Source organism: Candidatus Bandiella numerosa (assembly GCF_029981845.1).
GTDB lineage: Bacteria > Pseudomonadota > Alphaproteobacteria > Rickettsiales > Midichloriaceae > Aquirickettsia > Aquirickettsia numerosa.
Window position 1 is genome coordinate 1,060,009 of record NZ_CP104164.1, and the last position, 13,970, is coordinate 1,073,978.

The window sequence follows — 13,970 nt, forward strand, 5'->3', positions numbered from 1 at the left end:
ACTCCTAATTTAATTGATTATTTATATTTACTTGGTTCTTACTTATGTCTCTCATCAGTAGCTCGTGATTATTTATATTTACTTGTGAGTAATCACCTAGTTCTTGTACTTCTCTGGACTTATTGAATATTATTTCTTTGGATTCCTTACTTACTGCATCTCTTATTTTATCTCTTATTTCTAATCTGCTTCTTTTGATATGTTTCTTCATTAAATATGATTCAAATAGCCTATCTCTCATTAATTTGTACTCATCCTTATTCAAAAAATCTCTTTTTGGAATATGCCTCAGTATTAATCCTAATTTATATCTATCGTTATCTTCCTGATATCCCTCTTCCTCTATATAATTTCTAAATTCTTCATATTCTTTAAACTCATTTAAATTTTCTTTTAGGTTATTTGCTATTTTCTTCTCTATTTCCGTAACTTTTTCCTCTTTTTTGATTTCTCTATTTTGACTTATATTATTTATATCCAGCTCTCTATCTCCTACTCCATATTCTCCATTTAATATCCTTTCTATCGTTTTCTCTTTTATTAACCAGCCAAAAACTGCTTTAAAGTTATTCTTTGTGTCCTTCTCTCCCATTAAAAACTGGCTACTATTTACTTTTAGTGTGTATTCTCTCCAGTTATTTAAATCCCTATTAAATACTGTTCTATATATATTTAGTAAAATTTGCTCATTCCTCTTATTACTATATGCTTTAATTGGGCTTATCGAATACTCAAATACTTTGTTCCATAAATCTACCATTGTTTGCGTCACTGATTGATTACCTTCTTGGATATCAGATACCACAACTGATGTGATTTTGGTTGCTTGAGTAGCGGTTATTATGCTTGTTGAAATAGCAGAGTTTGCTTCTGCTTTCTTTACTTCCACATCTACCTCATCTTTCCCCCCTACTTCCTCTTCTGCTTTTGCTTCTAAACCTTTGTTTTCTTCTTTTATTGTTGAATACTTTTTTAAAGCTGCAAATAATTCACTAAAATTAAATCCTCCTTGTATCTTTGTCCCATCCTCTTCATGCATTTTCTCGTACTCTCTGTATAGTCTTTCCATTTCTTCCGCTACTTCCTTCTCTAGCTCCTCCTGCCTCCTTTCTCTCAACCTTCTTTCTACTTCCTCTTCAATTAAATCATTTAAATTCCTAATTATTTTACCCTTTTCTTTTTCGTAACCCCTATCTTCCCTTTCTGCTAAAGTCTCACCCATTTCTCGATTCTTCTTTTTTCCCAATTCAAAATATTTTTCTTCTTCACTCCTCCTAGAAGAAGTCTTTTCTGTTCCTTTCTCTGTTATATTATATCCCTCGTCATTTTGACGGGAATCATTTTCAAATTGAAATACTGAAATTGTACTCGCCTTTTTTTGGCCATTACTTGTAGTATAGTTTTTACTACATGGTGAGTTATTAATAAATTGTGATGATTTGTAATTTGTAGGCTCTATATCCTTTTCTAGTTCATAGCTTGAGATATAAAATTCATCTAAGTAACTTTCTTCATAACTTCCGCAGTTATTTTTTACTGAATTACTTTTCCTTATATTGTCATTTAGTATTTTGTAACCTTTTTCCTCTACTGTGTACCATCTGATATTTTCTCTTCCTCTGAAACTGGCTTGCTTACTCCTTATTAATCCTTGCTCCTCTAATGATTTTAGTGCTCGATATATTTTACTTTCGCTCCAATGCTGAAAATGTTGAATCTTCCATGATGAAACCGAATTATAGATCCATTTACCTTCTTCTCCTTTAAGATTTGATGCTTTGCCTCTGCAGTACACAGCTATTTTTTCTAATATCGCAGCTTCTGCTTCTCCTATTTCTATCGCAATACTCGGTCTTAATATGTAAAATTTACTTATTTGCATACCCTTCTACCATTTCTTTGCATTTCTCATAATTTATTCTGTACCATTTACTATGGTCCCACTCGCTCTTGCATTTCTTTTCTGATTCTATTAAACCCTTATCTTCCAAACCCTTAATTACTAGATATACTTTATTCTTCCCCCATAATGGCATATGCATTTCATTCCATGACATTAGGCTATTACATACCCATCCATCCTCTCTATACTTATAGCCGGTGATTTCTCCTCTCACTAGCTGATCTATGCGGTCTAACATTATCGCTTCCGCATCTCTTAAATATTTTAATCCTTCTGTTAGCATTTTATTTACCTATTAATCCTTATTCTTTAAAATTATGTATCCAAAAATAAGAAATAAAATCGTTAGCAAACCAGCTATATAAGCAGTTGAATAATCAACTATGTATTTTTGAATAAAATTCGTAACTTGTTCCATTTTTTAATACTTCACTCCCTCTAAAATCATTTTGTTTTAATAATTTTCAACATTTTCTAAATTGACAAAATTCATAGTTAATGTATAAACGTTTAGTAAGTATAATAAAATATTGGAACTTTATTTTACTTAAAAACATATTTTATTATTTAACATACTATTTTTAACGTGTAAATACTTTTTTATGATATGAATAAAGATTTTGACACTCAAGATTTAAGGCAAAATATATTAAGGATACTAAATATTAATTCTTTTTCTGAGATTAATCAGGCTAGATTCGCTGATTCTGCCGGCGTATCTAGAAACCATATGTTAAAAGTTTTATCAGGAGATACTAATAATCCAGGGATAAAAACCGTTGTTGCTATTGCTAAAAAACTTGACTGTAGTATTGATGAACTTGTTGGTCACAAATCTTCTAAATCTTCTTCTTCGAATTTGTTATCTAAGGATTTAAATTTAAATGTTGATTTATTAAAAAACTCTTTTGATTATGTTATCTCTTATATTCAGAATAATAACATATCCCCCACTATTAATTCTGTTGTTGCTGCTCTTGATAATATATACGACTATTCCTTTCGTAGAAATTTAACCCATCCCGACCTTAAATTTGCTAAATGGATTCTTAGTTCCACCTTTGAAGGTTAATTTAATACTTTTGGATTTTTGTTTTGTGCAGAATAAATATTAATAAATTCAACATCATCTATTCCTATACTTTTAACTATTGACTCAATAATTACTACTATAGCATTTTTAGTGAATTTTATTTTTATACCATCTTGCTCATTTATAATTTTTTCTACTAAATCAAAATCCATTATTTCTTCTGGGTTATTTTTACCCTTAATGTATTTTTTTACCTCTTTAATATTTAATTCCATGTTTGGTAAACTATATTTTATGATTATCTGATTATTTCTACTAATTACTGATATATCAATTCTCTTCTCATTAAAGCCAATCATTTGATACGCTATACTGAATACTATTGTATATATCATCGATATTGGCTTTGTTGTTGTTATATTTTTTATTTTATTTTGAATATTAAATTTTACCTCTCTCTCTAATTCTGTGAATGCTAAATAATTTTTTAGCTCTTTTAGCATATCTTCTATACTCACTATAAAAACGTCATTTCTTTTTACATCTAAATCTAATCTTTTACTTAAATATGCCTTTCTAGCTTCCCAATAATTTATTGCTATATCTATTACCTTTTTATTAATACCGTAAGTCTCTTCCTTAAAACCTGATATAAATTTTTTTATAAGAATTTCTTTTACCTTAAATATGAAAAATAATATAACCAATATGTATATAATTACTAAAGATAACACAGTAATGTTTACAATAAAAACATCAAACTTAATAGGATTTAATATTACAAATGTCACACTTCCAAGTATAGCCCCTGCAACTAATAATATCATAAATATCCTGTAAAAAAATATAATACTAAACACCACCACGGATATTACCATATTAGAAAGTGCTATACTTGAATTTGGCAGTGTATAGTACACATATGTTACTAAAAAAGGAAAGCAGTACCATGCAGTAAATAATATAAAAAGATTCTGCGATATACCTTGATTATTTTTAAAGGCTTTTCCCATAAAAATATAGATCACACTAAATGAACCAGCTAATATTATTAGTATAATTGTATCTACGGTTAACGCATTACCAATAATCTCTATAATTCCTGTGAAAATTGGAATGGGTATAATTGCATAACCTAATTGACTTACCGGTATTTTCATATCATCGATAATATTCCTCGTTACACACTCTAAATTACTTATATATCTTCTTTCGCCATTTATTTTCTCCTGCATTAAATACTTAATTAACATAAATGCTACGAAGCTTAATGCTAAGCTTATTAAATATGCCGCATGATCTATTTCAGGTGCAAATATTTTTAGCAATGTATACGATAAAAAGCCTGTTATTGAACTAGCCCAAAATATTACATCCCTTCCTTTCTTTATAAATAATCCTCCAACAAATGGTACAAATATCATGGCAAAATAATACTCTGACACAAAAAAAACTATATCAAGTAAGCTTTTAGCCTTTATCGCAATAAATAATCCTAATACACCACTGAACAGTGTAACTATTTTTACTATATTTACTTTATTTACCTTATTTGTTATAGATTTAGGAACTAAATTCTCGACAAAAATAACTGCTCCAGTATTTATTAAAGAATCTGCTGATGATAAAACAACTGCAAGCATTGCTGTGGCAAATAACCCTCGAAGAAAATTATTCTGAATAACATTATCTATTGTTTTAAAAAATATTAAATTACCTTCTAAGCCTGGATACTTATTAATAGCTACCATTGCTACTACTATTGTGAATAATGTGCATATGACCTTAATTAGAATCCAAAAATATATGGTTTGTCTGTTTTGCAGTTGATTCCGTCCCATCAATATCCTATGAATATAAATAGGAGATATTTCCGGAGATAAACTGAGAATAAGTAGAGAAATATAACTGAACAAATTAAAATTTTCTCTTACTTGCCACACATTAGATTTAGTCAATAGAAATATTCCATCATTTTCACTTAATAAAAAAAATGCAAACATGGGCAATACAATTATAAATATAATGAATTGTAAAACATCCGTTTGCACAACAGATTTTATTCCACCAACTGCAGAATATATTGTAATAATCATAAAAGCTATAATCGTAGCAAGTACTGAAGGATACCCTAAAGCATACTCTATAATAATACCAGTTGCCTTAACCTGCATTGCTAAAACCCCAAAACAATACATATATGCTACAAAAGCAACAAATCTCTCTACTGAATTTCCGTAAACTTTCGATATTACCGAAACAACACTTAATCTTCCATAATATTGATTAAATTGTGGTAATATATATCGTGCAAACAATACATGAGCAAAACAACCAAATACTGGTAAAAAAGCAAACAATAAGCCATTTTTATAAAATAATGTAACATACCCTATAGTATTACCAGCTCCTATAAAAGTGGCGACCATTGTTGCAACCAATACTGGTGTAGAAAATGCTTTACTTCCTAATGCATAATCCTTAATACTCTTTGGTTTATCTTTATATAGTATTCCTACCACTAAAAATAAAAATAACCCTGCGTATACATATACTCCAACATCCAAATTAATTAATGTTTTTATAATCTCCATAATATCACTATTGCTTAGTGGGTAGATGTATTCAGATTTATTAGTATAAAATTATACATCCTTGCTTGCTGATCCAAGTAATAATTTTTTCCACTAAACCCAAAGTGCCCATTTTCTGTATTTATATGTAATAAAATAGGATTTGCTCCTTTATTATAGTACCTTAATTTTGCTACCCATTTAGTGGGTTCCCAATACGCAATTCTTAGATCTGAAATTCCTCCTGTTACATATAAAGCAGGATATTTTTGTTTTTTTATATTATCATACGCTGAATAGGATTTTATATAGTCATAATATTCTTTTATTTTTGGATTGCCTAATTCTGTATAATGAAATGGAGTATTTTTTAGACTTTTATCCAGCATAGTATTCAATGTATCTACAGAAGGTACTTCCGCCACTGCAACTTTTAACAATTCTGGTCTTTCATTTATAACATACCCTATAATCATACCTCCAGCACTTGCACCATATCCTACAATCTTGTCTTTCGATCCATATTTTCTTTTTACTAATCCCTCTGCACAATTTATGTAATCATAAAAAGTCCGTTTCTTTGTTAAAAGCTTGGCATCTTCATACCATTTATATCCTTGCTCACTTCCTCCCCTTATATGCGCTATTGCATACACAAAACCCCTATCCACTAATGAAAATATATTTGGATCAAATTTTGCAAAACTTGAAATGCCATATGCTCCATACCCATATAATAAAAGTGGATTTGTTCCATCCCTTTTAAATCTATCTTTTTTATAAAACAATGATACTGGTATTTTGACCCCATCATCTGCTATAATGTATATCTTTTCTGTCTGATATTTATCTTTACAATACCCTCCTTTCACTCCTTGTGTCTTTCTTACATATAACTTACCCCTTTTACAATCATAATCATATACCGTTTGCGGCGTTATAAATGATGAATAGTTAATTCTTACTAAATCTGTGTCATAAGTTGTAAAAAATCCATATGCATTGTATGTTTCTTCATCAAATTTTACTTCCTCACTTTTTTCAGTCTTATCAAAAACTACTATTTTATTAACTCCATTTACTCTCACATTAACTACTAAATATCCCTTTGATACACTAAAATCTTCTAAAAATTGGCTATCACTGTGTGAAATTATTTCAATCCATTTTTCTTTATTATTGAACTGATACTCGTTCAGTTTTACTAATCTAAAATTTTTTCCCTTATCGTTGATTTTTAAATAAAATGTATCATGGCCATGATCGATGTAATATGATCTTCCAAGTTCTCTATTTAATAGCAAGCTTGGACTAAGGACTAGTTCATTTTCTATATTTAAAATTCTTATTTCATTTTCTACATTGTTAGATGGATTAATAATTAAATATTTGTTATCAGATGTCTTCTTTATATCAATACTAAATCTTTCATCTTTCTCCTTATATATGATTATATCCTCGGATTGATTTCTACCTAATTCATGATAATATACCTCTGTTATCCTAGATTTATCATCCCTTTTACTATAAAAAAATCCTTTGTTGTTCCCATGCCATATTATATTACCCCACATATCATTAACTATATTACTATCTACTTCTCCTGTTTTCAAATTTTTTACACTTAAACTATATTTCTCTCCCCCAATTAAATCTTCTGTATATGTTATTTTATCATGTTTTGGACTTGGATATATTGAATCCACTTTATACCCTTTCATTTTTCCTTCCGCTAATTTATTAACATCTAATATTTTTTCTTCTCGTCCTTTTAAATAATCCTTTTTCCTAAATAGCGCAAAGTAATTACCTGAATACTTACGATAGTAATAATAATTATCAATTTTTTTTGGATATCCTTCTTCTTCCTCCATTACCCTCTGTTTCATTTCATTATATAACTTTTCTTCCTGTTCCTTGTATTGTGAAAAATATCTCTCTGTATAATCGTTCTCTTCTTTTATATATCCAAGTATTTCTTTATTTTTTACCTCAGGCCAATTCTCATCTCTTAGCCAACGATAATTATCTACTAATACCTTTCCATGTACTATCTCCTCATATTTTTCCCTTTTTGCTTTTGGCAAAATTATGTTCTTTTTAATTTCTAAAGCATTAACATTCAAAGCCAATAGAGCACACAGTATGACAGGCAGAAAAGTACGAATCTTATTGCTAAATTTTTTCATTTCATTTTTATACTTCAGATATACTTTAGATTAAAAACATACCTCTGCCTAAGGAGTAAGTAATAAAACTAACTATACACTTCCACCACCACTACTTCTATCGCAACCGCCACCACTTACAGGCTCAGCTGCTTCAGCAAAGAACCCAGTAAGTGGGAAAGGATCGTACTCTTTAATAAAGTCATTAATAGCGAAAAATCCATAAGCTAAATTCTCACCTATCGTTTCTAAAGATCCTTGTAAAAACTCTACTGAAGAATCATAATATAAATCCTGCATAACTACCTCCAATATTTGAATCATTAATAATGCTTATTTAACTAACTATTAAACTCATTTGTTATTTAAATCTGCAAATAATTTTAGCATTATAATGAATGGTAGTCAATATTGCAAAACACACAATAAAAGCCTATTGCTACTCTATTTGGTATGAAATAATCTCATGATTTTAAAATATCCCTTTATTAGAAGCTAGTATTATCAATATATTTAAAAATTCTTTATTTTCTTTTTTATTATTTATCTTTATTTACATAAAATTTCTTTAAGAAATATTTTCATTATTTCCCAAGCTCTATTTGATGATAATTCATTATAAACAGTTCCTAATTTTTCATCATTGGCCCTAGGATTTGTAAATGCATGTTTTGTATTGCCAAAAATATGTATTTGCCAATCTGCATTTCTTTTCGCCATTTCCTTCTTAAATTTCTCTACCTCTTCTCTACTGACCATTGGATCATTATCACCATGTAATATTAACACTTTTGGCTCTATTTTTTCATTTTCTTTATTTTTATTTTCTTCTAATTCTGGTAAAAGACCATGAAAACTTACAACTCCTTTCACTTGAAAATTATACCTTGCCATATCTATTACACATAATCCTCCAAAACAATATCCTATTGCCACCACTTTAGTAGGATCTACTTTTGATAAAGTAGCTAACACTTCTAATGAAACTTTTAACTTTTCTTTTAATAATTCTCTATTTTGTATAAGAGGATTCATTAACTTTTGATTTTCTTCTACTGTTTTCCCTATTTTTGCTTCTCCATATAAATCTACTGCAAATCCCACATATCCTAATTTTGATATTTTATCCGCTATGTTACATACTTCCTTATCTCTTCCTGACCATGCGTGAACTATCATTACCGCTGGTAACTTAGTTTTTTTTATTGGATAAGCACAATATCCTTCATGTGTTATTCCTGATATTTCATACTTTATTATTTTGCTTTCTATGTTTTCCATTATTGTAATTTTTTTCTATTTACACATAATCAATCCTAATATTTTTATCATATTGAGTGCAAGCCTATTTTACCCATACCATCACTTATATCAAAATATTCTATTTCTTTCCCTTTTTTATTCAATTCCTCTATTACCATCTCATTTATTCCTTTATCATCAACTACCTCTTTTGTTCTTTCTCTTATTTTTTTCCTTGCCTCCATTTTTGTTAATCCCAAATATTTCTTCATTACGTAGCTTTCATACAGACTTTCCCTCAATACTGCATATTCGTTTGTTCTAAATATGCTGTGATATGATATGTGCTTTATAGCTTTCAATATGCCATATTCATCTTCTTTTCTTTCTGCTTGGTTTATTTTGATATATTCCTCAAATTCTCTTCTTTCTTTTGTTTCATCTATTTTGAGCTTTATATACTCTGATATTTTTTTATCCATTTTATTTACTACTTCCTCTTTCTTCTCTTCTATATTTTTCGTTATATTATTTATATCCAGCTCTCTATCTCCTACTCCATATTCTCCATTTAATATCTTTTCTATCGTTTCCTCTTTTATTAACCAGCCAAAAACTGCCTTAAAGTTATTCTTTGTTTTCTTTTCTCCCATTAGGAACTAGCTACTATTTACTTTACATGCATATTCTCTCCAGTTATTTAGATCACCTTTAAATGCTGTTTTATATAGATTTAATAATACTTCTTGGTTCTTTTTATTACTATAAGCTTTGATTGGACTGATTGAATACTCAAATACTTTGTTCCATATGTAGACCATTTTATTTATTATTTCTTTCTCATTAGAATTTATAGGATTTTCTTCTATTTTTTCCTTTAAAGTATTTTCTAACTCAACGCCATCCTTTTTATAAGAAGGTTTATTTGTATAGTTATTCTTTGTTATTATGATATGATGAAAATCGACAGATCGATTTGTTGTCTTTTCAGCAAGTAAAATTGTATTTGCAAAAGCAATAGACTTAATTTTTTTAGATGCTAATTTAAAAACATTACTTGTATAGTTATTATTATTTGTATTAGATAAATTAATACTCTCTTCATTCTTTGTATAGTAGCTTTCAGAGTGCATAGTAATTAAGGAATTATATTTTTTTAAATCTATAGTATACCATTTAGTGTGGTTCCATTTTCCAGCATTAATCTTAACAGACTTAATTAAACCTGTATCTTCTAGAGTTTTAATAGTTTTTCTTAATTTATACATAGATAAATAAGGAAATTGTTTTTTCCAAGAGGGGAGAGAATTGTATATCCATGCACCCTCATGATTTGGCAAATATCTCCCACATTTAGAAACCCAGTAATTCAATTTATTTAAAAATAATGCAGCTTCAATGCCAATTATATTGGCTAAATTTGTGTCAAATATATTGCATGTTTTGTTAGATATCTTTAGTTCATCATTTGTATGTATGTTTGTGTAATTAAAATTCATATTCACCTCTCAATAAAAAGTCCCCCCAAGGGGACTGATAAATTTATTGCACAATGAATACTTATATGGTATAGCTTGAATAGTGAGTTACAAGTTACACTTCGTGCATTCATTATGCGGATTTGTAAAATAGATAGGCCTTCTAGTAGTCGGAGCTTTTAGAAGGTCTTTTTTATTTAATTTCCATAAGCATCTCCTCTAATAATTTTTTAAATAAATGGGATATCTGTTCTTTATCTAATTTACCGCTAGATATTAAGAATGAGATATTTCTTGGAAAATGTATGGATGGTATAGAATTGTTATCGTTCCTCCAAGTGTATAAATGTCTCCCATTATGAGAGTAAATTTTTTCACTTGAGGGGATGCTTTCTACTTGATTAACGTATTTATTAACAAGAGTAGTTAACTTATTTTTACCAATTGTCCCTTCTGCAATTTGCTGCGCATACTTCAATATACCTTCTATATATTTATCACCTTTAATACTTAATTGTTTTATTTGTTCTGCAGTACCAGAGCTTATTTTAGTCATATCTTTTAGAGCTTCCTGTATTTGCAGTGGTATTTTGCTAAATGATAATAATCTAGAAACTTGTTGTTTGCTTATTTTTAATTTATCTACTAAATCTGACTGACTCAATATTTTTTTTTCAATTAGTTTTGCATAACTCATTCCTTTAGCATAATCAGATAGCGCTGATCTGTTAGAATTTTCTGATATTTGTACTAGAGCAGCCTCATTATCTGATAAATTTCGCACCAATACTTTAAGAGGAAGATGTGCTTTTTGTGCTGCTCTCCATCTTCTTTCCCCTGCAATTAATTCATATTGAAAATTGCTATCATTAGGTAGTTTTCTTACTATACATGGGATCTGCTGTCCCATAGACAAAAACTCTTCTGCTAATGCATCTATATCACCTAACTCATTTTCTGGTCTGTCATGAAATTCCCAATTTTTAATGACATAAGGATCTATCTCTATTACCATGTCTTTGTGATGTGAAACAATAGAAATTGGATCTTGATTAACAACTAATTCTTGCTCTAGTGATTCACCCTCTGGGTTGTAAGGTCTATATTCTCTTTTTTTAAATATTTTTTTCTTACTTGTTTGTAAATCTTCTATTTTAGGCATATTTTATTTATTTTTTATAACTTTAATTCCAAGTAACTCTTTAGTTAATAGATCAAAATCATCTTTGGCAGTAGATTTTTTTACCGAACTGAATAGATTGAGTTTTTCATCAATTACATTTGGTATTTCCTGACTTTGTCTTACTGCTGTGTTTAGTGTGTTGCCACTTTCAGATTCATCATTAAATACGGTTTGTAAGGTTTTATCAGACAATATTGTGTTACCACTAAACTTATTTAAAAATATTTTGTAATGAAGGTCTTTTTTATATTGTTTTTTGATGTTTTTGATCTCGTCTTTTAAAATTTGCAGACCTTTAGCGCTAAATCTATCTGGATTAAGAGGAATTAACATAACATCAACATATAAGGAAGCTGCAGTGACAGAATGTCCGATCATTGGAGGGCAATCCAAGAATATAAAATCATAATTATGTTCTATTCTTTCTAATATATTATTAAATACATTATGAAGAGGTGCTCTTGTTAAGGCTAATTTACTATCTAATGTAACGTTTTCAATTCTACTTGGAATAAGATCTATCCCATCTTCAGCCTTAATTATAGCATCTTCTATTCTTACATTCTCCTCAATAACATCAATCATAGTTGGTATTTCTTCTGGATTTATATTAAATGCATCTGTTAAGTTACCTTGTGGATCTAAATCTATTGCTAAAACTTTTGCTCCATATAAACTAGCAGCACAACTAACGTTATGCATTGCTGTTGTTTTACCTGTTCCACCTTTTACTATTTGAAAAGCTACTTTTTTCTTATTGAAACTCAGATTAAATAGTTTTTGTGCGATACTATGAGTGATATACGATTTATTCCCTATCTTGGGACATTTAATATCCAGAGATTTTAGCTGTTTATGTATAGCCTGTATACTTACTCCTAGTAACTCTGCTGCTACAGTAGCAGGCATCTTAGGCTGTGATATTTTTATGTCCATTAACATTGATTAATATAAGTTCATCTAAACCTATTTATTAAAGCAAAACATCAACCATGTCAATATAGAGATGCGGATATTTATTAAAAAGATAGTCAGATGATTTATAAAGTTATTAGTAATGAATCCATTTTATTTAAAAAGATTCAATTATAATATTTCAGTGTTAGTTGATAGATGTATGAACAGTAACAAAACGTTTTTATTTTATATAATAGGGGAGGGTGCTATGAAAAATAATATAAACAACAGCACTGAGATTTATTTTTACTTAAATCTATATAAATATGAGTCTGGCAATTTTTAGAGATATGTAAATATATTTATTGACTTTACTTTTTGCCTAAGTAGTAATTATTTTGCAACTATAAATAAGGGAAGATTTATGAAACAAATTAATATTAACAAATCCATATCACGTAAAACTAATATTTTAAGCATATTACCATGTATTTTTAATTCATTTCAAAATACTGATTATTCTTTTCTTTGTATCGCGTTTAATCAAGATTCAGAGATTACTTCATTAACTTCATTTCAAAATCAAAATGAATATAAACTAATTGGTAATATTATTGATTTATGTGATGTTGAAAGTACTAAATCCATTGTACTTATTGAAAAAAAGTTTTGTATCGATCAGGATACAGATAAAAGTACTAAACTAGCTACTGATTTAGGTGATGCTCTTGATAAAATGAGAACATCTCTAATTGATTTCATTATTACTGACGATAACAAGGAGTTTTTTCATTGAGATACCATGATTTATTGTGTGGTAAATTTAGTGAGGAATGATAAATATCACATCAAATTGGAATTAAAGTTGTAAATATGCTGGGGATGTGCCGTTAAAAACAAAGTCAATATTAAGGTCTGTATTGCCCCAATTGGGGTCATCTCAATCTCTCAAATATTTCGTTATACCAAACCTTCTCAAGGTGAAATCGATAACATCTCTCATAATCTTAATATTTGATTTAGATAAGGTAGATTGCTACTTGAGTCACAAAATTTATACTTTCTTTGTAAGGCTCTGTCGCATCTAGAATTGTAGAGTAAATTTTTCAAATTATTTACATATTTTTCATTAAGCAGCTAGTGAAAGAAATTTATCAAAGTCAGAGTTATAATTGTCGTTGTCAGTAAGTTATCCTTTTTTAATCATATGCAAGAGTTCTATTCCTGCAATGGTTTTGGCGGCACTCCTAAAAGATTTAAAGCCAAGTATTGGTTTAGTTCGCTTCTTTATAACCCTGTGATCTCCTGCTCTATGAGGTTGTTTAGGTATTTATTTTACCTCATTTCTATTTTTTCTTCTTCTAATAAACCCCCATCAATGCTTTTTCCCATATTTTAGCCGGATTAATAAATTATCAACTAAAACCAGATAAGCCTGTTATTGATAAAAATCTATTCATCATTTCTTAAATGCAGCTCGGGTTAATTATAGA

Annotated in this window: 13 protein-coding genes and 1 pseudogene; 2 read left to right on the forward strand and 12 right to left on the reverse strand. The window is 28.8% G+C overall.

Features of this window, described 5'->3' with window-relative positions; translation table 11 throughout:
- Positions 1 to 4: 4 nt before the first annotated feature.
- Genes N3Z17_RS05015 through N3Z17_RS05025 form a run of 3 tightly spaced genes read right to left on the reverse strand, consistent with a single transcriptional unit; the run spans position 5 to position 2,321 of the window.
- Positions 5 to 1,882: a helix-turn-helix transcriptional regulator gene (locus tag N3Z17_RS05015; protein WP_282471632.1), complete on the reverse strand. Its 1,878-nt coding sequence runs from the start codon at positions 1,880 to 1,882 to the stop codon at positions 5 to 7.
- Positions 1,869 to 2,186 carry a hypothetical protein gene (locus N3Z17_RS05020; protein ID WP_282471633.1) on the reverse strand — a complete coding sequence of 106 codons (318 nt, stop codon included), beginning with the start codon at positions 2,184 to 2,186 and terminating at the stop codon, positions 1,869 to 1,871. The genes N3Z17_RS05015 and N3Z17_RS05020 overlap by 14 nt, the downstream gene beginning before the upstream one ends.
- Positions 2,187 to 2,198: 12 nt before the next feature.
- Positions 2,199 to 2,321, reverse strand: a complete 123-nt coding sequence (locus N3Z17_RS05025; protein ID WP_282471634.1) for a hypothetical protein — start codon at positions 2,319 to 2,321, stop codon at positions 2,199 to 2,201.
- Between the two features lie 189 nt (positions 2,322 to 2,510).
- On the opposite strand from N3Z17_RS05025, the gene N3Z17_RS05030 reads away from it, so the two are divergent.
- A complete protein-coding gene (locus N3Z17_RS05030) occupies positions 2,511 to 2,975 on the forward strand; it encodes a helix-turn-helix domain-containing protein (RefSeq protein WP_282471635.1) in 465 nt (154 codons plus the stop codon).
- Here the strand turns inward: N3Z17_RS05030 and N3Z17_RS05035 are convergent.
- The 8 genes from N3Z17_RS05035 to N3Z17_RS05070 form a co-directional block, all read right to left on the reverse strand.
- Entirely contained in the window at positions 2,972 to 5,530 is a 2,559-nt protein-coding gene (locus tag N3Z17_RS05035; protein ID WP_282471636.1) for a sodium:solute symporter family protein, read from the reverse strand. The two genes, N3Z17_RS05030 and N3Z17_RS05035, sit on opposite strands and share 4 nt — an antisense overlap.
- A gap of 14 nt (positions 5,531 to 5,544) precedes the next feature.
- Positions 5,545 to 7,698, reverse strand: coding sequence for a S9 family peptidase (locus N3Z17_RS05040; RefSeq protein ID WP_282471637.1), 2,154 nt, complete (start codon positions 7,696 to 7,698; stop codon positions 5,545 to 5,547).
- Between the two features lie 72 nt (positions 7,699 to 7,770).
- Positions 7,771 to 7,977 carry a hypothetical protein gene (locus N3Z17_RS05045; protein WP_282471638.1) on the reverse strand — a complete coding sequence of 69 codons (207 nt, stop codon included), beginning with the start codon at positions 7,975 to 7,977 and terminating at the stop codon, positions 7,771 to 7,773.
- A 249-nt stretch (positions 7,978 to 8,226) separates the two neighbouring features.
- Positions 8,227 to 8,958, reverse strand: a complete 732-nt coding sequence (locus N3Z17_RS05050) for a dienelactone hydrolase family protein (RefSeq protein ID WP_282471639.1) — start codon at positions 8,956 to 8,958, stop codon at positions 8,227 to 8,229.
- A gap of 47 nt (positions 8,959 to 9,005) precedes the next feature.
- Positions 9,006 to 9,572, reverse strand: a complete 567-nt coding sequence (locus tag N3Z17_RS05055; RefSeq protein WP_282471640.1) for a hypothetical protein — start codon at positions 9,570 to 9,572, stop codon at positions 9,006 to 9,008.
- A 6-nt stretch (positions 9,573 to 9,578) separates the two neighbouring features.
- On the reverse strand, positions 9,579 to 10,418 hold the full coding sequence (locus N3Z17_RS05060) for a hypothetical protein (protein WP_282471641.1): 840 nt from the start codon (positions 10,416 to 10,418) through the stop codon (positions 9,579 to 9,581).
- A 172-nt stretch (positions 10,419 to 10,590) separates the two neighbouring features.
- On the reverse strand, positions 10,591 to 11,559 hold the full coding sequence (locus N3Z17_RS05065) for a ParB/RepB/Spo0J family partition protein (RefSeq protein WP_282471642.1): 969 nt from the start codon (positions 11,557 to 11,559) through the stop codon (positions 10,591 to 10,593).
- 3 nt (positions 11,560 to 11,562) lie between these two features.
- Positions 11,563 to 12,516 carry a ParA family protein gene (locus N3Z17_RS05070; protein WP_282471643.1) on the reverse strand — a complete coding sequence of 318 codons (954 nt, stop codon included), beginning with the start codon at positions 12,514 to 12,516 and terminating at the stop codon, positions 11,563 to 11,565.
- Positions 12,517 to 12,901: 385 nt separating this feature from the next.
- Here N3Z17_RS05070 and N3Z17_RS05075 point away from each other — a divergent pair, with 385 nt between their 5' ends.
- Positions 12,902 to 13,273 carry a hypothetical protein gene (locus N3Z17_RS05075; protein WP_282471644.1) on the forward strand — a complete coding sequence of 124 codons (372 nt, stop codon included), beginning with the start codon at positions 12,902 to 12,904 and terminating at the stop codon, positions 13,271 to 13,273.
- 393 nt (positions 13,274 to 13,666) lie between these two features.
- On the opposite strand, the pseudogene N3Z17_RS05080 reads toward N3Z17_RS05075, so the two are convergent.
- Positions 13,667 to 13,809: pseudogene (locus N3Z17_RS05080) on the reverse strand (DDE-type integrase/transposase/recombinase); the annotation flags it as partial.
- Between the last annotated feature and the right edge of the window lie 161 nt (positions 13,810 to 13,970).